Source organism: Actinomadura bangladeshensis (assembly GCF_004348335.1).
Classification (GTDB): Bacteria; Actinomycetota; Actinomycetes; order Streptosporangiales; family Streptosporangiaceae; genus Spirillospora; species Spirillospora bangladeshensis.
The window spans coordinates 1-22,637 of sequence record NZ_SMJW01000026.1; the positions used below are offsets into that span (position 1 = coordinate 1).

Annotated in this window: 17 protein-coding genes and 2 pseudogenes; 6 read left to right on the forward strand and 13 right to left on the reverse strand. The window is 67.0% G+C overall.

Annotated elements, in window-relative coordinates:
• Nucleotides 1-97 precede the first annotated feature (97 nt).
• The gene (locus E1284_RS07735) at nt 98-925 is read left to right on the forward strand and encodes a phosphotransferase family protein (RefSeq protein ID WP_131938312.1); all 828 of its coding nucleotides are present in this window, start codon (nt 98-100) and stop codon (nt 923-925) included.
• A 3-nt stretch (nt 926-928) separates the two neighbouring features.
• Here the strand turns inward: E1284_RS07735 and E1284_RS07740 are convergent, their stop codons facing one another.
• Together E1284_RS07740 and E1284_RS07745 are read right to left on the reverse strand one after the other, a co-directional pair.
• Nucleotides 929-2,005 carry an endonuclease/exonuclease/phosphatase family protein gene (locus tag E1284_RS07740; RefSeq protein ID WP_131938313.1) on the reverse strand — a complete coding sequence of 359 codons (1,077 nt, stop codon included), beginning with the start codon at nt 2,003-2,005 and terminating at the stop codon, nt 929-931.
• Nucleotides 2,006-2,028: 23 nt separating this feature from the next.
• Complete coding sequence (locus tag E1284_RS07745; protein WP_207923617.1) at nt 2,029-2,631, reverse strand: M15 family metallopeptidase; 603 nt, start codon at nt 2,629-2,631, stop codon at nt 2,029-2,031.
• 155 nt (nt 2,632-2,786) lie between these two features.
• On the opposite strand from E1284_RS07745, the gene E1284_RS07750 reads away from it, so the two are divergent.
• Both E1284_RS07750 and E1284_RS07755 read left to right on the forward strand, forming a co-directional pair.
• Nucleotides 2,787-3,482, forward strand: a complete 696-nt coding sequence (locus E1284_RS07750) for a response regulator transcription factor (protein ID WP_131938315.1) — start codon at nt 2,787-2,789, stop codon at nt 3,480-3,482.
• Nucleotides 3,475-4,590: a sensor histidine kinase gene (locus tag E1284_RS07755; protein WP_131938316.1), complete on the forward strand. Its 1,116-nt coding sequence runs from the start codon at nt 3,475-3,477 to the stop codon at nt 4,588-4,590. The genes E1284_RS07750 and E1284_RS07755 overlap by 8 nt, the downstream gene beginning before the upstream one ends.
• A 161-nt stretch (nt 4,591-4,751) precedes the next feature.
• On the opposite strand, the gene E1284_RS07760 is transcribed toward E1284_RS07755, so the two are convergent.
• The 7 genes and pseudogenes from E1284_RS07760 to E1284_RS43970 all read right to left on the reverse strand — a co-directional run bounded on the left by E1284_RS07760 (nt 4,752) and on the right by E1284_RS43970 (nt 8,197).
• Nucleotides 4,752-5,477: a DUF6193 family natural product biosynthesis protein gene (locus E1284_RS07760; RefSeq protein ID WP_131938317.1), complete on the reverse strand. Its 726-nt coding sequence runs from the start codon at nt 5,475-5,477 to the stop codon at nt 4,752-4,754.
• Nucleotides 5,467-5,880 (reverse strand): hypothetical protein, encoded by a 414-nt coding sequence (locus E1284_RS07765; RefSeq protein ID WP_243714327.1) that lies wholly within the window; start codon nt 5,878-5,880, stop codon nt 5,467-5,469. The genes E1284_RS07760 and E1284_RS07765 overlap by 11 nt, the downstream gene beginning before the upstream one ends.
• Nucleotides 5,881-5,904: 24 nt before the next feature.
• Nucleotides 5,905-6,093: pseudogene (locus E1284_RS43960) on the reverse strand (polymorphic toxin-type HINT domain-containing protein); the annotation flags it as partial.
• 139 nt (nt 6,094-6,232) lie between these two features.
• Entirely contained in the window at nt 6,233-6,457 is a 225-nt protein-coding gene (locus E1284_RS07770; protein ID WP_131938318.1) for a hypothetical protein, read from the reverse strand.
• A gap of 335 nt (nt 6,458-6,792) precedes the next feature.
• Complete coding sequence (locus E1284_RS07775; protein WP_165965165.1) at nt 6,793-7,281, reverse strand: DUF4265 domain-containing protein; 489 nt, start codon at nt 7,279-7,281, stop codon at nt 6,793-6,795.
• 89 nt (nt 7,282-7,370) lie between these two features.
• Nucleotides 7,371-7,622 carry an HNH endonuclease gene (locus E1284_RS43965; RefSeq protein ID WP_424923473.1) on the reverse strand — a complete coding sequence of 84 codons (252 nt, stop codon included), beginning with the start codon at nt 7,620-7,622 and terminating at the stop codon, nt 7,371-7,373.
• Nucleotides 7,547-8,197, reverse strand: coding sequence for a polymorphic toxin-type HINT domain-containing protein (locus E1284_RS43970; RefSeq protein ID WP_424923474.1), 651 nt, complete (start codon nt 8,195-8,197; stop codon nt 7,547-7,549). The genes E1284_RS43965 and E1284_RS43970 overlap by 76 nt, the downstream gene beginning before the upstream one ends.
• A 118-nt stretch (nt 8,198-8,315) precedes the next feature.
• Here E1284_RS43970 and E1284_RS43610 point away from each other — a divergent pair.
• The 3 genes and pseudogenes from E1284_RS43610 to E1284_RS43615 form a co-directional block, all read left to right on the forward strand.
• Nucleotides 8,316-8,495 (forward strand): annotated as a pseudogene (locus E1284_RS43610) (DUF6444 domain-containing protein); the annotation flags it as partial.
• 29 nt (nt 8,496-8,524) lie between these two features.
• Nucleotides 8,525-8,947 carry an IS66 family transposase gene (locus E1284_RS07790; protein WP_131938321.1) on the forward strand — a complete coding sequence of 141 codons (423 nt, stop codon included), beginning with the start codon at nt 8,525-8,527 and terminating at the stop codon, nt 8,945-8,947.
• A gap of 74 nt (nt 8,948-9,021) precedes the next feature.
• Nucleotides 9,022-9,459, forward strand: coding sequence for an IS66 family transposase (locus tag E1284_RS43615; RefSeq protein WP_207923619.1), 438 nt, complete (start codon nt 9,022-9,024; stop codon nt 9,457-9,459).
• A gap of 186 nt (nt 9,460-9,645) precedes the next feature.
• On the opposite strand, the gene E1284_RS07800 is transcribed toward E1284_RS43615, so the two are convergent.
• The 4 genes from E1284_RS07800 to E1284_RS43620 form a co-directional block, all read right to left on the reverse strand.
• Nucleotides 9,646-10,344 (reverse strand): DUF6193 family natural product biosynthesis protein, encoded by a 699-nt coding sequence (locus E1284_RS07800; protein WP_131938322.1) that lies wholly within the window; start codon nt 10,342-10,344, stop codon nt 9,646-9,648.
• 12 nt (nt 10,345-10,356) lie between these two features.
• Nucleotides 10,357-11,016 (reverse strand): polymorphic toxin-type HINT domain-containing protein, encoded by a 660-nt coding sequence (locus E1284_RS07805; protein ID WP_165965166.1) that lies wholly within the window; start codon nt 11,014-11,016, stop codon nt 10,357-10,359.
• Between the two features lie 146 nt (nt 11,017-11,162).
• Nucleotides 11,163-11,582, reverse strand: coding sequence for an ankyrin repeat domain-containing protein (locus tag E1284_RS07810; protein WP_131938324.1), 420 nt, complete (start codon nt 11,580-11,582; stop codon nt 11,163-11,165).
• 9 nt (nt 11,583-11,591) lie between these two features.
• Entirely contained in the window at nt 11,592-22,541 is a 10,950-nt protein-coding gene (locus E1284_RS43620) for a LamG-like jellyroll fold domain-containing protein (RefSeq protein WP_165965167.1), read from the reverse strand.
• Between the last annotated feature and the right edge of the window lie 96 nt (nt 22,542-22,637).

The window sequence follows — 22,637 nt, forward strand, 5'->3', positions numbered from 1 at the left end:
CTCCCCCACCCCGCGCTGAGGTCACCGAAATTCGGGCCGCTACGAACGTCCGTGGGATCTTTGAGAAGCGGCAGGAGCACAGGATTGGGAGATATCGGTGGACGCGTCGTCGAGCACACACGCCATCGAGATGCGACCCGATGTGGTGATCAAGCGGTACCGCTCGCGCCGGAATGATGAACCTCGCCGCGAGTGGCTGGCCTTGAACCTGCTTCACGAGCACGCCCGAGGTATCGCACCCGCACCGATCGGCGCCGACCTGGACGCGGAGCCACCGACCGTGGTGATGTCCCGCCTTAGCGGCACTCCGCTGAACTGCGGGCCCGTTGCCGAGTCGGCCGTGGCGGTGGCCAGCGCGGTGGCGCGCGTCCAGGAGGCGGTCCCCTTGCGCACGCTGGCGCATTTGCCTGCCCGCGCAGGGCATCCGCTCGAACTCCTGCGACAGGTTCGGACATGGTGCGCGGCAGTTCAACGTCCTGCCGACGACCCGACGGTGACCGACGCGCTCCGCGGGGCAGAGGTCTGGCTCCGGCAGCCTGCACTGGAGGCCATGCTCGGGCGTCCGACACGGCCCGTGTTCGGCATCGGTGACGGAAACCTGGCCAACTTCCTCTGGGACGGCACCGAAGTCCGCCTCGTGGACTTCGAGTACTCCGGCCGCAGCGATCGTCCCTACGAGCTGGCCGAACTGACCGAGCACATCTCGGTACAGACCGCGAACGGGCCAGGCATGGACAACGTCCTAAAATGTTTCGACCTGGATCCGACGGAGGCCGACAGGATCAAGAACTGCCGGCGCCTTCTCGCCGCGTTCTGGCTGCTGCGGATCATGGGCGACGACAGGGGCGAACCGCGGATCCGCGCGAAAGTCCTGGCGGGCCAGGCGACCCGGCTGCTGACCTTGCTCGACCAGCCACATCCCTGACCGTCAAAAGTCGATCGCGGCTGCGACAGGCAGGTGGTCGCTGCCGGTGGCGGGCAGCGACCACGAATTCACCGGCTCGACGCCTTTAACCAGGATCTGGTCGATGCGCGCCACCGGGAACGTCGCCGGCCAGGTGAAGCCGAAGCCGTCCCCGGCCGTCTCCTGGGTCGAGCGCATCTGCGAGGTGAGGGCGGCGAACGCGCGGTCGCCCATGGTGCCGTTCAAGTCGCCGAGCAGCACCACCCGCTTGTTCTGCTCGGCGGCGATGGCCTTGCCGAGCGCCTGCGCATTCCTGTCACGGTGGACCGTCCAAAAGCCCGCCCTGGGATTCACCCGTGCGGATCCCAGATGAGCCACGTACACCGCCAGCGGCCCGTGGTCGGTGGTCACGGTGGCGCGCAGCGCCCGGGCGTAGCTCGCCTTGACGTCGGCCGGTTTGGTGGCCGCCAGCGGCCCGTAGTCCGTCTGGATGTCGACCGGCCGGACGTCCGACAGCGGAAGCCTGCTCCACAGCCCGACCGTGCCGTGCACCGTGTGGTGCGGGTACGTCTTCGCCAGTTCCCTCTCATAGGTGCCCTGGGCCTGCCGGGTCAGCTCTTCCAGTGCCAGCACGTCCGCGCCGGACGCGACCAGGGCACGCGCAGTGCCGGACGGGTCGGGGTTGTCGGCGCGGACGTTGTGGCTGGCCACGGTGAGATCGCCACCCGGGCCGGACTTGTCGCCGAGCAGCCCACCGAAGAGGTGGAGCCACACCACGACCGGCACCAGCACCGCGGCCACGCCAGAGGCGGAACGCCGCCACAGCGCCCCGGCCAGCAGCGCCGGGATGAGCAGGCCGAACCACGGCAGGAAGGTCTCCACAAGGCTGCCGAGATTGCCGATCCGGTTCGGGATGTTCGCGTGCAGCAGCATGGACAAGCCGAGCAGCAGCGCCAGCGCCACGACGCCCCGGCCACGCTTCCAGGGCCCCGGCTGCGAGGCGACGCGAATCGCCCGGCGGACGCCCCCACGCCAGTTCCCGGCGCCGACTTGCCCGGTCTCCACCGTGCCCGCCGTGCCCGCCGTGCCCGCCTGCGCCATCGTCTGAGTTCGTTCACTACCGGTCACTGCTGCATCCTCGGGTCTTGAGTGGGGTCGGCGTACATGTGCGGGCAGCCACGATCGATCGCTTTGGGGCGCAATTCGTAGTGCCAGGGCTCGTTCCTGTAGATCTGACACAACCCGTACACGGCACCGTGCCGGGACAACCACGACGCCGCATCGGGGCGCCCGATGTCCACCGCGTCCCCTGATACGTGAGAGGACGTGGCCGCGGTGGCCACCCATCGGGCGGCCTCTTCCTCGGACCCGTACTTGGACACCGCGTCGCGGAGAAGCCGGTTCTGGTACTCCGCGGAGCGCCAGCCGCTGTTGACGTGGAACGTGACGCCATCGTCCGCGGCGTCCGTCGCGGCCTGGCGCAACGCACTGAGCAGTTCCGGATCAAGGTTGGCGACGGCCGGGAACCGGTCATCGAAGACCGTCACACCGTCGGGGACGACACCGTCCGCCTTGCCGATGCGCTCCCTGCGTGGAGCCTTCGAGGGCGGCGCAGCCAGGAAGGACGAGGGCGGCGCGGGCGAGGCGGACTCCATGGGTGGTGACGGTGAAGAGGTGTTCCTCGGCTGATGGCCGAGCGTCGAGATGATCGCCGCGATGACGACCATCAGGCCGATGACGAGAGGCCACCGAAACCGGCGGATCGTCGTTCGTGCCGATGGTGGGGTTCGAGGCATGGCGCCAGTCAAGGCGGCGGTGTGTTGCCGGCGCGTATGCGGTTTTCGATACGCCGACGATATGCCGCGGCTCGTAGCTTGAGAGGATGCGTGTGCTGATAGTCGAGGACGAGCCCTACATGGCGGAGGCCATCCGCGACGGACTCCGCCTGGAAGCGATCGCCGCCGACATCGCGGGGGACGGCGACACCGCGCTGGAACTGCTGAGCGTCAACGCCTACGACATCGCGATTCTCGACCGCGACATCCCCGGACCGTCCGGTGACGAGATCGCCGAACGCATCGTCGCCTCCGGGAGCGGCATGCCGATCATCATGCTCACGGCGGCCGACCGACTGGACGACAAGGCGTCCGGCTTCGAACTCGGCGCCGACGACTACCTGACGAAGCCCTTCGAACTGCAGGAACTCGCGCTCAGGCTCAGGGCCCTGGACCGCAGGCGCGCCCACAGCAGGCCCCCCGTGCGGGAGATCGCGGGCCTGCGGCTGGACCCGTTCCGCAGGGAGGTCTACCGGGACGGCCGCTACGTCGCGCTGACCAGGAAGCAGTTCGCCGTCCTCGAAGTCCTCGTCGCGGCCGAAGGCGGCGTCGTCAGCGCGGAGGAACTCCTGGAACGGGCATGGGACGAGAACGCCGACCCGTTCACCAACGCCGTCCGCATCACCGTCTCGGCGCTGCGCAAGCGTCTCGGCGAACCCTGGGTCATCGCCACCGTGCCGGGCGTCGGCTACCGCATCGACACACCGCCCGGCACGGGACGTGAAGGAGCCGAGCGTGAATAGGGCGCCGGGTACGAGCGTCCGCCTCAAGCTCACCCTCAGCTACGCCGGGTTCCTCATGCTCGCGGGTGCCTTGATACTCACGGCCGTGGGGTTCTACTTCCTGTGGGGCCTGCCCAACGGCGCGATCTACACCGATGGTCGCCTCTTCATCAACCGCCGGCTCATCTTGCGTTCGTTCGTCCCGGTCGTGGTCATCGTGCTGGCGTTCCTGCTGGTGTTCGGTCTCCTGGGCGGCTGGATCCTCGCCGACCGGATGCTCGCCCCCCTGTCCCGGATCACGGACGCCACACGCATGGCCTCGACCGGAGCGCTCTCCCAACGGATCCTGCTGCCGGGACGCAGGGACGAGTTCCGCGAACTCGCCGACGCCTTCGACATGATGCTCGCGCGACTCGAGGCACACGTGGCCGCACAGCAGAGATTCGCGGCGGAGCAGCAGAGATTCGCGGCCAACGCCTCGCATGAGTTGCGCACCCCGCTGGCCATCTCGAAAACGCTTTTGGACGTGGCCCGCACCGATCCGGCACGCGACACCGTCGAGATCATCGAACGCCTCCACACCGTCAACACCCGGGCGATCGACCTCACCGAGGCGCTGCTCCTCCTCAGCCGCGCCAGCCAGCGGTCGTTCACTCGCGAGAACGTCGACCTGTCGCTGCTCGCGGAGGAAGCCACGGAAACGCTCCTGCCCCTGGCGGAAAAGCACCACGTCACCATCGAGTCCTCCGGTGACATCGCCCCCGTCATCGGCTCGCACGCGCTACTCCTGCAGCTGACCACGAACCTCGTGCACAACGCGATCGTCCACAACCTGCCCGGCCAGGGCACCGTGTGGGTGAAGACGAGCGTCCGCCCCACGACCGTCATCCTGACCGTCGAGAACACGGGCGAGAAGGTCACCCCACATCTCGCCGCGACGCTCACCGAACCATTCCAGCGCGGCACCGAACGCATGCACACCGACCAAGCCGGCGTCGGCCTCGGCCTGGCGATCGTCAAGACAATCGCCCACGCCCACGACGGCACCCTGACCCTCACCCCCCGTCCGACAGGCGGCCTCCACATCACCGTAGAACTCCCCGCGATATCCCCGTACACCAACACATGAGACACCGAAACCCCGCGGCTGAAAACAGCAGCCTCAGGACCCACCCGCAGGAAGGTCCTCGAACACCGAGCAACCCGGCTACCTGCCCTGCCGGGATAGCGGGCAGAAGCACGCCGCATCGACTAGGCCGTCGGTTGCCCACAGGCATCCGGCCGAGCGTGCTACCTCTCAAGCTCCGGCAGGACACTGCGATCGCCATCAACTGCCGGACCGACACCCTCTGGCAAGGAATTGACGACGGCTGCCACAGCGTCTACCGGGTCGGGATACTCGCCCAGCAGAGTCCCGTCCCGGTCATCGATGACCCGATAACTGGCAAGGTTGCCCTGAATGTAGGGGACGTCTCTGCTGAACGGGTATCCGGTACAACGACTGAAATGCAGCCTCGTACCATGGTGGCTCAACCAGGGGAATAGCTGCGCGAGCTCCGGCCTGGCGGCTGCAGCATTGAGTACGTCCCTGACGTAGTCGGCTCCAGGATCCGCGTCCAGAAGCTGCCACTTCACCGCCACCGCATCCCCACTTTCGCGAGCTTCTGCGAGACGCTCATAGGCCATGAACGGCCAACGGCTGTGGGCCTCGGCGAGCGATATACCATCGTGCCATGCCGCGACGAACCGGGTCACCGCGTCCAGGTCCGGGGTATTTCCGGAAATCCAGAGAGCACCCATACGCCATACGCTGACGATGAACACGCGCAACTTTGCGCCAACCATTATCCGAACATCACCGTGATCCGTCCGAACAACAGCGGATATCATATCGTCAGTTTGCCAGTTTGCACGGCTTATTCTCCAGGGCACCCCCGACCTTCTCGCCCGAACCTCGACGGCACGCCCGATACTGCCGGCCGCCATGACGTCCGGATACAGGCGATCAGTCGGCACCCGGTCTCCCGACGTAGAGAGGCTCATCCATGTGCCGCATCCCCATCATCGAACTCCAATCGGGCATGGGCATCGGCAATTCCTTCCTTCCCTGATAGAACTTGACGGAACTCCACGACCGCTGCCCGTTGACCACAGAACGCGCAATCCAGGATATCTCTTCGTCGGTTGCACTCGCCTCATAGAGCGCCGGCCTCAACCCTCTCTTGGCCATTTCGGCGAATCCGTCTCTCAGGCCGTCCATGTTCACATGGACGGTACCCTCTCCTCGGCCGATGAACTTCTCGACCAGCGGTCTCCAGTAGCCGGGCTGCTCACCCTTCTCCCGGTTCGGAGGGCCGTAGTGCTTAGCGTTGACGCTCCTCGCAAAAGCCGCCAATCCGCCACTCGGTGCATCCTGCACGCCAAGCGCGAGGTCTTCGCAGTTGTGGACGAGGACGGGGGTGGTGCCGGCGACTACATAGTAGGTGTGGGGGCCGTTGATGGTCAGGTCGTAGGTGACCTGGGTTGCGGTGTAGCGGTGGGTCTTCTTGACGGTGGCGGTGGTGCCGTCGGGCTGCTGGAGTTTGTCGCCCGGCTTGATGTGGGCCGCGTCTACGAAGGCCGACTGCGCGATGTCGTAGACGAGTAGGTGCCTGTGGCGGCCGACGCGGCCGAGGGATCGCGGCCGGTCGCGACGGTCAGGTCATGAGGTCCTGATCGGCACCCCGGCGAAATTCACCGCCCCAAGGCCTTTACGAGTCGATTCCGAGGTTTCACGGAACACTGCGCACCCAATCTCTCTGCGCAGGGTCGACCGAAGCCGCAACACGCTCGAGAATCTCAGCGAATTTTTGACGCTCAGCTTCGTTCATCTGATCGAGCTCGAATCCCACGTTCTCCAAGGCATTCACCGCGGCGTGAGAATCCATGCCGAACTTCGCTGCATCCTCAAGCATCGCCACGACAGAGAGGAGCGCCTTCAAGAGATATTCTTCCACCACGGCTCACCATTCCCCCACCCGGACCAAAGTTCCCGTCACTCCCCACTCGGCAAGGAGCGCCTTGGCCTGGTCGACCTTCTTCTGAGAAGGCAGCTCGTACACTGCCTGGAATCCATGATGTTTGGCCACGGCCGCTTGCCGCTCCGCTTCGTCCTTGCCAAATCTCGTCAATCCAAGCTTCCGGTCGATGGCCTCGTCACCGAACGCGGAATCGAATTTGGCCGTGATAACGGAGCCATCCTCGCCCGGCGCAGGAAGACCCTGCCCCGCAAAGGCATCTCGTGCAATGTGCTCTAACGCCGTCGTGCCGGCAGCTCGGCGACTGCCCCCGATCAGTGCGGTTCGCCAGCAACACTAAATGGCTTTACGTCACTCCATTCCCAATACACCCGCTCAGCCTTTCGCTGCTCCCGAAAGAAGTCCAACAGATCAACGAAAGAACTTCCCAATGGCACATCAATGGCCACATGCCGATCGCCGCTCCATTCAAGCAGCAATCCAGCAGTCTCCGCCAGAGACATGATCGTCTTTCGAATGTCGGCCAGATCGACTACGTTCGGCGCGATAAGCCCTCTCAACGTTCTGTGCCCACGAAGCCGCACTATTTCGACCAAAAAGCCTTCCTCGTCGACTCTTGCGATGTCGAACAAGGAGGCCCCATAGAATCTGAACGGGATGCACTGAAGCTGGAAGAGGCCGTCACCACAAGGGCCCAGCCACACTTGCTCAAGAAGCCCAGCAAAGCCGAAACTCGCCAGATCGACCATTGCAATGTACTGGTCTTCTGAGATTATCGTCGGTTCCTCATGCACGATATACATGCGATTACTCATTGACTCGTCCGGCATCCATGGTTGACTTCACAGCCCTTGGCCTGGGCCGAGACTCCCCGCGCCTAGGCCAAGGTATTCTATGGCACGACGTATGGGCCGATACCGTAAGTGGCCGCCCAGCCCTGTCTCATACTACTCGGCCACCAGGGAGGGGGCCAGGATCCCGTGTAGTTGGGCGACGGCGTTTTCGGCGCCACACGATCGCGTTTCGAACTATTGCATCGCCGACAGGCGGGCGTCGTATTTGAGTCGGTCAGATCCCCGTTCCCGACCCTCGGTTCAACATGGTCGATGGCCTGCGCAGGATTGGTCCTGCAGTAAGAGCACAGCGGAGGAGTGGAGCCCGGCGGAGCGTTAACGCCGACTTTGTAGTCTCGAAGCATCGATGTGGGTATCTCCTCCCCTGCCCCCCGACCTCCGGACGACCGGACGGAATGTCATAAATCTCATTACCGCCGTTTACCACGCATGCGATCGGATCATTTATGTTGTGGACGAGGACTGGGGTTGTGCCGGCGACCACGTAGTAGGTGTGGGGGCCGTTGATGGTCAGGTCGTAGGTGACCTGGGTTGCGGTGTAGCGATGTGCCTTCTGGACGGTGGCGGTGGTGCCGTCGGGCTGTTGGAGCTTGTCGCCCGACTTGATGTGGGCCGCGTCTACGAAGGCCGACTGCGTGATGTCGTAGAAGGGGTGGGTCGCGGTGGTGGTGAGGGCGGCCGGAAGCCCGCGGCCCGGATGGCTCGTCGCGAGCGTCAGGTCGCCATGGCCATGGTCGCGACCGGGCCGCAGATAACCCTCTGAACGGTTGCATAAGACTGAAATCAGCCGTGTTCTGCTGCAGTTGCGCCATGACGTCAGAATTACATGGCCACACTGGACTGCCTGGTCAACATGCCTCGAAATGCCAGATAGAGCGGCAGTAACTGGTCAGGTTCTGGCAGCTTGTCCGGTTTGATCTTGGCTGCGTGAAACTGATCATGGTGGGGCGTCCGCCGGTGAGCAGCCTTCCTATGAGCAGCTTGTGGCGGAGAATGCACAGCTTCGGGTGATGGTGGAGTTGCTGCGGTCGGAGCAGGCGGAGCCGAAGGCGCAGCTGGGTGCGAACTCGCGGAACTCCTCCAAGCCGCCCTCGTCGGACGGGCTCGCCAAGCCGGCGCCCAAGTCGTTGCGGGGCAAGAGCAGCAGGAAGCCGGGCGGGCAGGCGGGCGGCAGGGCCGGACGCTGTTCCAGATGGCCGATGCGGACCGGCGGGTGGAGCATGTGCCCGGGCGCCGCCGGGGCTGCGGGGACGATCTGGCGGGGGCGCCCGGGGGCGCCGGCGCGGGTGCGGGACCCTCACCACGGCCCAGGCGCCGAAGGGGTGGCGGCGCCGGTGCAGTACGGGCCGAACGCCGCGGAGATCGCCGTCTACTGTACTCGGGACAGTTCCTGTCCAAGGACCGCACCGCGCGTGCGCTGGCCGAACTGTTCGGCACCCCGGTCTCGGCCGGGACGGTCGCGGCGATGACCGCCCGGGCCGCCGCCGGGCTCACCTGTTTCACCGGCCGAGCGCGCCAGGTGCTGCGCAACGCGCAGGTGGCGCACTTCGACGAGACCTCGTTGCGGGTCGCTTCCAAGTTGCGGTGGGTGCACTCGGCCCCCACCGGCAAGTAAGTGCTGATCACCGTGCACGACAAGCGTGGAGTGAAGACCATGGACGCCGCCGGCGTGCTCCCGGGCTTCACCGGGTGGCCGTCCATGAGGGGTGGGCGCCCTATGACACCTACACCGCCGCCGTGCACGCCCGCTGCAACGCCCACGTGCTGCGGGAACTGCAGGCGGTCATCGATCACCGGGCCCGAACCGGCGGCGCGGGCGGCTGGTGCTGCGCCGAGCAGGCCGCCGACGCACAGCGCGCGATGAAACGCCTGGTCACCCGCGACCCGCGGGTGCCGTTCGACAACAACGCCGCCGAGCGCGGAATCCGCATGATCAAGATCCGGCAGAAGGTCTCCGGCTGTCTGCACACCCTCGCCGGAGCCCAGCAGTTCTGCCTCATCCGCTCCTACCCGGCCACCACCGCCAGACACGGCCTCGGGCTGCTCGACGCCCTCACCCGGCTCACCAACGGCCGCCCCTGCTACCGGTCACAGGCTGAATCAGCTCACCGAATAACGAGCAGCTGACCAGTTACGAGCGGCATGTCTTAGCGCCAGAACGGACCACCTGGACACCGGGACCGTCACTAGGAGTGGAGGCCCCGCTCCTTCATCGCATCAATGCACTATACCCGGCCGAATCAAGAAGGAGTGACCGAAGTCAGGCCGAATGGCCAAAACAAGAGCACGACAGTTTGGCGAAAGGCTTGAAACTCAGTTCGTACGCATTGAACTCACGAATTCAGCGGCCACGATAACAGCCTCAGCAATGGACAGGCATTCTATCCGCCTATCCCGCCCCGCCTGCTCCACGGTAAAGCATCGGGCATCATCTTGGGACGAGATGCGCACCTCGTCTCGCCGGTCGCAGAAGGAGCTCGACAAGCTGAGGACTCGATGGCTGAGATCTGGAAAGCATGAACGAAGCACCAGGTTCCCATAAGCAGGATTCACCATGTCCCGATCCACAGCCATCTCGGGAGCTTCCCGCAACCACTCCCACTGGGCCGCCACCGGATCCGGACTCGCCAACACTCGGGCCGGCGCCGTGATTTCCAAGAATGGGAAAGCGAATCTCAGATCAGCGTGCGAAGCTCCCCGTTCCCATGCCTCGGCCAACTTCACGACCTTGACCAGTTCGCTGGTCTCACCGGTTGCGATCAGCACAGTCTTTCGCCTGATGGAGACATGGAAGGATCGTTCATCAAGGTCGGCACTTACTATGACGATGCCTCTTACTCCATCGATGCTTGCGGTGACGAGTTCACCCACCCCTCCCTTATAGGGAGATCCGAGCGACCCTAGGAGGATATCGTGTTCTTGTGCGACCCATCGCAAGGCCCCGCCAAGCCCGCCGTGCTCCACGAGTTCCGGATAGCGGTCTCGGATCACACGGAACGAATCGTCGGCCATAGATGCCATCCATCAGCCACCACAAGAGCAGTATGGATCATCATCGTTGATGAATCCTCTTGGGCGAGCAGCGGCAGCTTCGCCCTTTCTTCCGATATTCCTAGTGAAACTTAGACCCCAGTCCGGTTCCGGCAGGCTAAATGCATCGAAGCCATCACCATTGGACTTGTACCAGGTGATCGAATCCCAACTTCGCTCGCCGTTGGCCACCGCTCGTGCCACCCAACTCATCTCCAGGTCTGTAGCCCCACCGGCGCCATTGCAGTTGTGGACGAGGACGGGGGTGGTGCCGGCTTCTACATAGTAGGTGTGGAGGCCGTTGATGGTCAGGTCGTAGGTGACCTGGGTTGCGGTGTAGCGGTGGGTCTTCTTGACGGTGGCGGTGGTGCCGTCGGGCTGTTGGAGTTTGTCGCCCTGCTTGATGTGGGCCGCGTCTACGAAGGCCGACTGCGTGATGTCGTAGAAGGGGTGGGTCGCGGTGGTAGTGAGGGTGGCCGGGGGGCCGCGGCCCGGGTGGCTTGTCGCGATGGTCAGGTCGACGAAGTCGTGGTCGGTGCGGGTGACGATGACGCGCTCGACCTTGTGAGTCTCGGTGTGGCCGCCGGGGACGGAGGCCAGGACCTTGTCGCCGACCTTGATCTTGCTGATCGCCTTGGCCGAGCCGTCGGCCAACAGGACGGGGGTGGCCGCGGTGAAGCTGTGGCGTCCGCCCGCTCGGCAGCCGCGGAAGAGGCGGCCGCCTATCGCGCCGCCAACCGCGCCGGCGGACAGGCTGCGCTCACCCCGCGGGCGCGTTGCTCAGAGCAAAAGCGCAGCCCCTACATCTCCAACGCTTTTTGGACACTACTCAGCGTATTGGCGTCCAATGCACGGGCCACACTCCTTGGCGTTTCACCAGAGTCGCTTGCCTTATCGGGATCGGCGCCGGCCGCCACCAGTATTTCAATAATCTCGGTACCTTTTTGTGTCGAGCGGGCAACCGCCAATGCCAGCGGCGTCCACCCTCCCGGACCGGGAGCATCGAGATTGGCTCCATTCGATACAAGCTGCCGCACTGCTTCGACATTCCAGCGTTCACAAGCCACATGCAAGGCAGTCATGCCGCGCTCAGTGCGATTCATATCAACGCCCGAAGCTATCAGACTCGCAACCCGAGCATCATTCTTTTCCGCAATGGCCTCGTGCAGGCTCCCATGCGTCCAAAAAGATTGATATTCACTCCAGTCGACTCGCTTCACAGGCTCCCCTCAATCCGGCAGGTCATCATACGGCAAACCTTTGAGCCAAAGGATGATTTTAGCGGAGTTCCGCGGTACCTCTGAGACGCCGCCCGCCCGTAGCATCGTGCCGCAGATCGTGACACAACTGTTAGTAGCTATATTATATCGACCGAGACTTTCTCGGTCGCGCCCGCTGCTCAACTTCAGTGCCCCTCTAGCCTGGGCGAGAGCTCGATCGACGAGTGGCAGGTCAAAGGTATACGATTCGCTGCCTTCCGGAACAGGCCCCCGCCAACGTTGCACGTACGTTGGCCCTTCCATGCCCTCAGGCGCAACCTGGTGTATATGCAGCGACTCGTTCCGTCCATTAATTCGTATGGATGCGTGCCCAATTCCGGATTCATCAGCCGGATGGAGATAGACCGTCGCCGTTCTGTCGCAGTTGTGGACGAGGACGGGGGTGGTGCCGGCTTCTACATAGTAGGTGTGGAGGCCGTTGATGGTCAGGTCGTAGGTGACCTGGGTGGTGGTGTAGCGGTGGGTCTTCTTGACGGTGGCGGTGGTGCCGTCGGGCTGCTGGAGTTTGTCGCCCTGCTTGATGTGGGCCGCGTCTACGAAGGCCGACTGCGTGATGTCGTAGAAGGGGTGGGTCGCGGTGGTCGTCAGGGTGGCCGGAGGGCCGCGGCCCGGGTGGCTCGTCGCGATGGTCAGGTCGACGAAGTCGTGGTCGGTGCGGGTGACGATGACGCGCTCGACCTTGTGCTTCTCGGTGTGGCCGCCGGGGACGGAGGCCACGACCTTGTCACCGGCCTTGATCTTGCTGATCGGCTTGGACGAGCCGTCGGCCATCAGGACCGGGGTGGCCGCGGTGAAACTGTGGCACTTGGAGCGGGCCAGGCGGCCGCCAGCGGCGCCGAACGCGGCGCCGCCGATGGCGCCGAAGGCGGCGCCTGTGCCCGCGGCGCCGGCGGCACCGGACCAGGTACAGCCGCCTGAGCGTTCACGGCAGGTCAGCCCGTAGTCGAGGGCGCCGGTGGCGCCGCCGGACAGGCCGCCGATGGTGGCGCCTTCCAGCGCGTCCGTGGCCACGCGGGGAAGGATCCTGCCCAAGGCGGACTGGGCCAGCTTCCCGCCGAGGCTGCCGCCCAGTGCTCCGCCGATGGCACCGCCGACGCCGCCGATCAGGATCGACTTGCCGAAGGAACCGGCGGAGCAGGCGCCCTTCTGGCCCTTCATGCACTTGGAGCCCTGGTCGATGGCGCCGCCGACCATGCCGGCGAGCATTCCGCACCCGGCGGCGCCCGCGACGGCGCCCACGCCGGCGGTGGGGACGCCCACGACCGCTTCGCAGCCGATGAAGGTCACGGTCGCGAGGGCGATGGACGCGATGGCCGCGCCATGGTGTTTGACGAACGTGGCGCTGGTATGGACGGCCTTCTGAAGCTTGCTGACGGAGTACTTTCCGAGGTTGTAGGCCTTGTTGTACGCGTCTATCGCGCGTTTCTTGGCTTGTGCCGCGGCTTTTCGTGCTCGTGCGGCTGCCCGTTTTGCCGCGGCTTTCGCGCGCACGATCTGCTGGTGCAGTTCATGTTTCAGGTCCTTGATCTCCTGGGCCAGAACCTGCAACTGGCGTCCGAGGGACTTGAAGGAGTCGGTGACGATGTGCGCGACATGGCGGGCCGTCCACGAGACCCCTTGCTGCACCTTGTGGGCGCCCCACTTGATGACGTTCCATATCGGCTGGATGACGTGCCGGTTCACCGCGCTCGCGGCCTTGCAGACCAGGCCGAAGCCGCTCCAGCAGTGGCCGGTGGGGTCGGTGCCGAGGAGGGGGTTGTCGCCGACGTAGGCGAACGGGTTCGCCTGTGCCGGGTCGGGGATCGGGTCGAGGGCGACTGTGTCCTTGTTCTGGAACTGGCCGACGGCCGGGTTGTACCAGCGGGCGGCCATGTTGACCTTGCCGGTGGTGTCGTCGGTCCAGCCGGACTGGTAGCCGAGCCGCCCGGACATGGTGGTGCTGTTGGTGACGTTGCCCAGCGGGTCGTAGGCGGCCGAGCCGGTGAGGACGGCGCCGGTGGCGCTGAAGTTGCCGACGACGTCGTCATGCTGGTCGAGGTAGGCGAGGACGCCGCTGCCTCCGGCGGGGGTGCCGATGCCGACGAGCGAGTCGTCCGGGGTCCGGGTGTAGGTGTTGGTGCCGTCGGAGGCCAGGGTGTTCGCGGCCCCCGAGTAGACGAAGGTGCGGTTGGGGCTCGCCGTTGAGTTGGCGGTGACGACGCGTCCGAGGGCATCGGTGACGTAGGTCTGGGTGCCGGCGGGGGCGGCCACGGTGACCTGCTGCCCGTAGGCGTCGCTGGTGGCGGTGAGCGATTGGGTGGGAGTGGTCTGCGCGGAGAGCGTGCCGCGCGCGGTGTAGGTATAGCTGTTCGTGCCGTCGGAGGTGAGCTGGTCGCGGGCGTCGTAGGTGTAGACGTCTCCGCCGACGCGGGTGCGGTTGCCGGAGTCGTCGTACTCGTACGGCGTGACGGCGGTGCCGTTGTCCCAGCTCGTGAGGCGGTTCGCCCAGTCGTAGGCGTAGGTGTTCTGGACGGTGCCGCCGAAACCGGTCGTGGTCTTGGACGTCTCGTTGCCGTTCTCGTCGTAGCCGTAGGCGATCGACGCGATGGTGGCGCCGGCGGACGTCTTCAGCGTGTCGCCGGTGAGGCGGTGCCGGTGGTCGTAGGTGTAGGCGCGGGTGTCGCCGCCCGAGCCGTACGCGATCGAGGTGAGCTGCGAGAGGTCGTCGTAGCCGTAGGTGAGGGTGGTACCGGTCGCCGGGTCCGCGAGCGTGGACAGCCGGTCGGCGACGTCGTAGGTGTAGCTCGTGGTCCCGGCCGCGTCGGTGCGGGACGTGGGAAGGCCGTCTTTGTTGTAGGCGAACGAGCTGGCGCCTGCGGAGCCGGACGCGGTGAGCAGCAGGCCGCGGTCGTTGTAGGTGAACGTCTCGCTGGTGGAGGGCGCGGACCCGGCAGCCGAGGTCGCGGCCGTCAGCATGCGGCCGTCGTGGTCGTAGGTGAACGTCCGGTCGGGCGTGGGGGCGTCGGCTCCGTTCCCCGATTGGTTGGTGACCCTGCCGAGGTCGTCGTAACCGGTCGTGACGGTCACGCCGCCGGGCAGCGTGTTGGTGACGGGACGACCGGCCGCGTCGTAGGCGACGGTGGACGTGCGGTCACCGGCGGACGTGTACGTGGCGGTGGCCGGTTCGAGGACCGATTCCGGCTTGTTCCAGCTGTTGTAACCGTAGATCCAGGAGTTGCCGCGCCCGTCGGTGAAACGAGTGCGGTTGCCGGCCGCGTCGTATCCGAACGACGTGGTGATCGAGTGCGTCGCGTCGACCGGTTGTACCTCGGACGTGATGTTGCCGACGCCGTCGCGGGTGAAGGTGGTGGTGTGGCCGCGGGCGTCCGTCGCGGAGCTCAACTGCCCCATCGAGTCGTACGCCGCGGTGCCGACCGCCAGCGTCGTCCCGTCGGTGTCGAGCTCCATCGTCGTGGTGGGCTGGCCGAACTGGTTCAGCGTGTAGCGGGTCGCGGTGCCGTCGTCCCGGATCTCCTTGGTCACCTGGCCGAGCAGGTTGCGGCGGTACTGGGTGACGGCACCGGCCGGGTCGGTGGCCTTGACCAGTTCTCCCATGTGGTCGTAGCCGTAGGTGGTCGTGGCTCCCTCGGGTGTGGTCTCGGCTGCCAGCCAGGTCCCGCCCCGGTTGTCGTTGGATGCGGTGTAGGAGTACGTCGTCGTGGCGGCGGTCGGCGTGGGAAGGCGATCCAGCACTGTGCTGGTGAGGGTGCGTCCCAGGTGGTCGTAGGTCTGCTGGGTCTGCGCCCCGGTCGGCGTCGTCGTCGACAGCACGTCGCCGTTGGTGTCGTACACCGTCTTGGTGACGCCACCGGACGCGTCGGTGATCGTGGCGACGTCCCCGAGCTGGGTGTAGTCGTAGTGCGTGGTCTTGCCGAGCGGATCGGTGACGTCGGTGACGTTGCCGTCGAGGTCGTAGGCCCGCGAGGCGACGGCGGTGATCGGGCTCGTCCCGCCCGGCGGCGTGTAGTCGGGCAGGGTGGTGCTGACCTGCTGCCGGGCGGCGTCGTAGGCGATGGTGCTGACGTTGCCGCCGGGGTCCTGGAGTTCGGTCTTCTCCCCGAAGGTGTCGTAGCCGGTCGTCACGATCGGGTGAGCGACCACCGGGGCGCCGCCGCCGGTCTCGGTGTTGATGGTCGGCAGGCTGGTGATCGCGAGGCGGCCCGCCTCGTCGTAGGTGTAGTGGGTGTTGCGGACCTTGGGGTCGGTCATCTTCGTGGGCAGCCCGCGCTGGTCGAGTTCCCAGGTGGTGGTCGCGGTGTGCCACGAGTGGACGGTGCCTCCGCCGCGTCCCTTGCCGTACAGCGAGGACACCTCGTCGGCGGTGAGGACGCGGTCGTAGACCTGCACGTTGGCGACCGACCCGTTGAGCAGGTCCGTCGCGGCGCCGTTGTACTTGCCGCGGCCGAGGACCATCGGGCCCGACGTGTTGAACGGGGTCGGGTCGACGGCGGTGCCCTCCGCCGCACCGTCGACGTAGAGGGTCATCGAGCCGTCCTCGGAGTTCGAGACGGCGACGAGGTGCGTCCAGGTGCCGGCGGCCGGCGTCTGCGTGGAGAAGGCGCGGATGCCGGACGCGCCGTCGGTGTCGGACGCCGACCGGCTGAAGGCCCATTTGCCGGCGTAGCCGGAGTACTGGAGGAAGAACCCGCTGGCGCGGTTACCGTCCTGGCTCGCCACGGTCTGGTAACCGGTGGACGGGGTGGCCGCCATCTTCACCCAGGCCGACACCGAGAAGCTCTGCGAGGTGTCCAGGACGGGGCCGTTGGTGGCGATCTCCTGGCCGGCGGTGCCGGGGAACACCGCGCCCTGGTCGGCCCAGGTGACCCCGGTGCCGACGTGGGCGTCGTTGCCGACGCCGGAGGAGTCGGGCACGGACTCACCGGACGTCTGGTCGAGCTTCCACCAGGCGACCGGATGGTCGGGATGGTCGCCGCCGAGGACGCTGCTGGTCATCCGTCCCATCGGGTCGTAGGTGAAGGACGTCGAGTACCACCAGCCGTCGAGGTCGGTCTGGACCCGCTGCGCGACCTGGTCATCCGGGTTGTAGGAGATCGTGGTGGTGCGGCGTTCCTTGTCCGGGTCGACGACAGTCTTGGTGGGACGGTCGGCGGCGTCCAGGGTCGCGGTGGTGACCGTCGCCCCGTTGTTCGTCACCTGCTGGACCGGGTTGCCCGCCGCGTCGTAGGTGGTGGACCGCTCGACGAAGGGCGAGTTGCCGTCGGCGTCGGTGCGCGTGACCGTCGCGACCAGGTCGTTGTCGGTGTAGGTGTAGGACGTGGTGTTGCCCATCGAGTCGGTCAGCGCGGCGAGCCGTCCGGCCGGGTCGTAGGAGCGGGAGGACTCCACCAGGTCCTTGGCGTCCTGCGGATCGTTCGGGTCACCGGTGTAGTTCTTGAGGGTCTGGGTCAGCTCCTGCCCGGAGGGGTTGAAGGTGTAGGCGACGGTGATACCGCCTGGGCTCTTCTCCGTCGCCTTGTTGCCGTAGGCGTCGTAGGTGTACTCGGTGACCCTGCCGAGGGGGTCGGTACGGGACGTGATCTGGCCGTGCGTGTTATAGCCGGTGAGGGTCGTGCGTGAGGCGTCGCCGCCGGTGGTGTCGGCGACGGTCTCCGAGGTGACGTCGCCGTTGGCGTTGTAGACCCTGGTCGTCTGGGCCGTGTGGACGGCGCCGGTCACCCGGTTGGTGACGGGCGGGTCGGTCTCGGTGACGACCTGGCCCATCGCGTTGTAGACGTAGGACGTCGTCAGGCCGGCGGGATAGGTGTCCGATACCTCGGTGCTGGTCAGGACGTGCCCGAGACCGTCATAGGTGTACCGGGTGATCTTCCCGGCGGCGTCGGTGACCGAGGCGACGTCACCGGTGTGGAAGTAGGCGATGGTGTTGACGGCCCCGCCCGGGGACACCGTCTTGTACGGCAGCCCGGCGGGCGCGAACCCGGTGTCGGCGGCGGCGACGGTGGTGCCGTCGGTGTAGGAGATCTTGGTCGTGCGGCCGTTCGGGAACCCGGCGACCGGCGGTGTCGTCACGGCGGTGCGGTTGCCGGCGTCGTCGTAGGTATAGGACGTCTTGTACGTGTCGTCGGACGGCCCCGACGACCGCCCGTCCCGCACGGTGGCGACCAGGTCGTTCTTGGGGTCGGGCGTCAGTTGCGTGCTCGTGTCGTCGGGCAGGTACGTCGTGTACGTCGTGGAGCACTTCTGCGCGGCCTGGTCCTGGCAGGTAGTCTCGGAGACGGTGTTGCCGCGCGCGTCGTGCCCGGTGGTCGTCACGTTCCCGTTGGGGTCGGTGACGGTGTGGAGGTAGCCGCCGGAGTCGTAGCCGAAGGTCGTCCGGTTGCCGAGGCCGTCGGTTTCGGAGATCGGGCGGTTGCCGTTGCCGGGGTCGTACTGGCGCACGAGCGTCTTGCCGCCGGGGTCGGTGAGGTCGACGGTCGTGGTCGGGGAGAGGCCGCGCGAGTTGCGGCCCGAGGTGAAGTGCCGGACGACGTCCTCGCCGGACAGTTGCGAGTGGTAGAACGCGAACTCGGCGATCGACCCGGTGAAGTACCCGGTGGTGACGGCGGGATGGGACGGCCACGCTCCGCCGGAGATGCCGGCGCCGACGTAGACGTAGTTGACCGAGGTCGTGACCAGCGCGGCGCTCAGCGAGCCCTGGGCGACGCCGTCCAGGTAGAGGGTCTGCTTGTTCGTCCCGGCGGCGAGGGCGACGTGATGCCAGACGCCGTCGTTGACCTTGTGCCCGGAGATGAGGACCTTGCTGGTCCCGTCGGTGTCCCAGAACTTGCCGTGCATCTTGCCATCGGTGCCGACGTAGAGGGCGGGGACGAAGTTGCCCGAGACGGGGCCGACCGGTTCGGACTCCTCGTCGAACAGAACGCCGCCCGCCGTGTTGCCGGCCGGGACCTTGAACCACATCTCGATCGAGCCGGGCGAGGTCTGCACCCGGTCGTCGACCGGCAGCCGCACGAGCGAAGACGTGCCGTTGAACGCGGCCGCCGTGGCATCGTCGAACGGTCCGTCCGCGCCCAGCGTGACGTTCGAGTACTCCGCCGTCGCGGAGTTGGTCTCCCCTACGGCCTGGGCCGCGCCCGCAGCCTCGCCGAACCGGTAGTAGGTCGCGGGCTGCGAGCCGAGCACCGCCGCCCGGTACACGTTCGAGGTGCCGGTCACGGCGGGAGCTGCCAGGTTCCACGAGCCGCCGTTCTCGTCGGTGACGTGGGTGACGGTCGACGTCAGCGGGTCGTACGACACCGTCGCGTAGGTGTCGCCGGACGGCTTGGTGACCGAGGTGAGCAGGCTCGTCGGCTGCTTCCCGCTGTTGTACAGCGCGGTGACATCGGCCTGGACGAGGGGCTCGCCGAACAGCGCCACATCGGCCATCGAACCGTTGAAGTAGGTGCCGTAGACGGTGTAGGACGACGTGCTGTAGTGGGGCTGGTCGGGCCATTTCCAGCCGAGGTAGCCGGTGCCGAGGTAGTGGTGCCTCAGCGAGGACGGCTGGAAGTTGAAGGCGAAGGACGACGCCCCCGGCCCGGTACCGACCTTGGTGCCGTCCAGCCACATCGTCTGGCCGGTCGATGAACCCGTCAGCACGACGTGGTGCCAGGCACCGTCGGCGACGGAACCGGACGTGCTGATGGGGTTCGGGCTCTCCCCGTCCCACCAGAAGGTGCCTTTCAGCTTGCCGTCCGTCCCGATGTAGAGGGCGGGTGTGAAGTCGCCCCTGGTGTTGCTGGGCTTGATCTCCACATCGGAGTAGGACAGCAGCACGCCCGGCCCCTGCGACGTCTTGAACCACATCGACACCGACTCGGTGGTGGACACGCCCATGTTCAGGTCGGGCAGGCTCACCTTGGACGACGTCCCGTTGAATCCGGCGGCGGTCGCGGTCCCGGGGATGAGCGGACCCGGCTGCCCGAGCGTCACGTCCGAGTAGGTGCCGTTGTCGGTGCCCTCATGGAGCAGGACGGCGCTCGCCGCCGTCGTTCCGGAGGACTCCGCCAGCGGCCAGAACGACGACGCGCCCTCGTCGAGGACCTGCTCATGGTGGGGCGACGCGCTCTGGTAGCCGTACCGGGTGCAGGCCGGGGCGGTGTCCTCCGGTGAGCACACCGAGGTGAGCCGGTCGGCGGTGTAGGAGTAGGTCCAGGTCTGCGCGGTCGACGTGTCGCCCGGATCGGACGGGTCGGTGACGACCGTCGCCACATGCGGGCTCGTGGCGTCCTGCGGCGTGGACCAGGTCAGGTGCAGCGACCGCCCGGACGCCTGCGACGTCATCGCGGTGATGTGCCCGGACGCCCAGGTGAAGTCCACCGTCCGGTCCGAGGCGTCGGCCACGGAGGTGATGCCGTAGGCGCCGGAGCCGAGCGACTGCCCGAAGGTGTAGACGGTGTCGTTCTTGTCGGTCAGCCGGTAGCCGCCGCCGCTGATCGCGGTGAACGTCGCGAACCGCCCGGACGGCGGGCTGAACGAGCCGTCGGAGTTCTTCCCGAATCCGACCGTGGCGCCGTTCGGGTAGGTGACCGCGACGCTGCGGACGGCCCCGGACGGGGTGTACCACTCGGTCGCCTTCGCGTCGAAGACGCTCGACCAGCCCGTCCCGAAGGCGCCCGAGGCGCGCGGGTCTCGGGAGTTGTAGTCGCGGACCACCGAGAGGCTCGGCCCGACCGTCGCCACGTCCGCGTCCGTCGCCGTGGAGGTGTAGTTCCCGATCGCGGGGTCGAAGTCGTGCTCGGAGTTCTGCGCCAGGCTCGATGTGACCGTCGGCTGCGGCACGCTCATGACCAGCTGGTTCAGGGGTGGCGCCGCCGAATAGTTCGTGCCGTCGAAGGCGACCGCGCCCCAGTAGTAGGTGTGGCCCCATTTCAGCTTGCCGGCGGGCACTTTCCACGTGGCGGTCGAGGAGTCTCCCGGCGGGGTCAGCAGCCCGGAGTCGGCGACCGTCTTCCCATCGGCGTCGAGGACGCGGAACTGGAGCTTCACCGTGACCGCCAGGTTGGGGTCGCGGCCGCCCCAGGCGGTCAGCTGCGGTGTCAGGGTGTCGGCGCGGTGGCCGCTGGCCGGGATCTGGCCGTACACCTGCGGGAGCATCGCGCCGGTGTAGGTGAGGGACAGGGTCGGTGTGCCGGTCGGGGCGAAGGCGGTGTTGAACTGCTTCCAGTGCAGGCTGTCGGACGTGGCGGCGTACAGGGCGAGCCCGTAGTCGTTGCCGCCGTTGGCCCAGTTGTTGAACGTGCCGGTCGACAGGTTGACCGTGACCCAGTCGCCCACGTTCCGGTCGGCGCCGGTGTTCGCGCAGGCGTGCGGGACGTTCGGGGTGGCGTACCCGATCGAGCCGCCGTGCGACGGCCCCGGGTAGGAGACGACCGTGGAGGGCGACCAGTCCTCGGTGACGGCGGCGACGTCGAACCGCTCGGCCGTGCAGGTGGACGCCCAGGTGTCGAAGAGCGTGAGCTGCGCCGCGGAGACGGAGACCTGGGAGCCGTCGATCCCGGCGCGCGGGAACGTCAGGAACGAGTTGGCGCTGTGCGGGCCGGCGTCCCAGGACCCGACCTTGATGGTCTCCTCGGTCGAGTGGTCGCCGGGGTCGATCCCCGATTCGGCGTAGGTGGTCGACCAGGTCAGCAGGTTGCTGTAGGACGGGTCGACGGTCACGGGGAACACGCGCTCGGGGGCGTGCAGCCACGTCTCGTCGAGCGTGACCGTCAGCGCGGGCTTCCCGTCGGCCTCGGTGAGGTCGTAGGTCACGGCATGCGTGCTCGCCCCCTCGCCCGACCGCTTATCGATCTTGGAGTCGTAGGCGTATCCGGCGGGGATCCGGCCGGCGGCCTTGCCGGAGCCGTCCACCAGCTCGATCGACCCGTCGGCGGCCTTGCGTGCCTTGAGGCCCGTGAGCTTCAGCGGGAACACCCAGACGTTCGACGCGTCCGCCGAGTGCAGGACGATCGACTCCTTCAGGCCGGTCGCGGTCGGCCACACCGACAGGTCGGTGGACGGGAGCACCCGCGGATAGGTGACCACGGAGCCCGACACGGCCGGGGCGACCGGCGCCGCGCCCTGCAGCGCGTAGGCCAGCCGCCGGCCGTCGTCGCCCTCCACCTGGGCCAGCCGCGCGTCGGACGCCGTGGGCGCGAAGCTCACCCCGAGCGCGTTGGCCCGCTCGTGCCAGCGCCGGTCGCCGCCCTGCCGGACGGTGGTGTCGATCGGCTGCCAGTCGCCGTTCCCGTCCCGGTAGTTGATCGGGCTCTGCGCGAACTTGCGGGTGTGCGAGCCGTCGGCGTTGCGGTAGTAGTCGGTCGTCGCGGTGGACTTCGCGGCGTCCCGGCGGCTGGTGCTCGCGGCGAAGCCGACCTTGCCGTGGCCGCTGCGCCCCTGCGGGACCTTCCGTCCGCCGGCCTTGTAGGCGGGCAGTTCGCCCTTCGCGTGGCCGGGCTCGCGCCCCGTGCCCCGGCCGCCCCGGGTCGCGGCGGCCGTCGCCGAGTGGGAGCGTCCGGCCGCGGTCCCGGACTTCTGCCGCGGCAGGCGCCCGAAGTGCGGAACGGGGTCGCCGGTCAGCCACCCGAACATCCCGGTGACGCCCGCGAACGACACCTCCGGCATGCCCTCGGCCGCGATGGCGGGCTGCTCGGTGGCCATCAGCGCCAGGGCGACGCACAGGAGGATCGCGGTCCGCCTGGCCGCCGCACTCCGGCGGATGGCGCGCACCGCGCCCGGCCCGTAGCGCGGCCGCCGGGGGGCGCGCGGGCGCCGCAGCCACAGCGCGAGGCGGTACAGCGCGCCGCCCGCGTAGGCGCCCGCCGCGGCGACGAGGCCGAGCGCGACGACCACGATCACGATGCCCAGAACCTGCGCGTTCGGCACCGCCCACCCGGCCTCTCCTGGAGCCGTAGTCACAAAGCGACAATCCAGCTCAATGTGAACTTTTCTCCCATAACTTCCAAACAGCCGGAAAGTAAC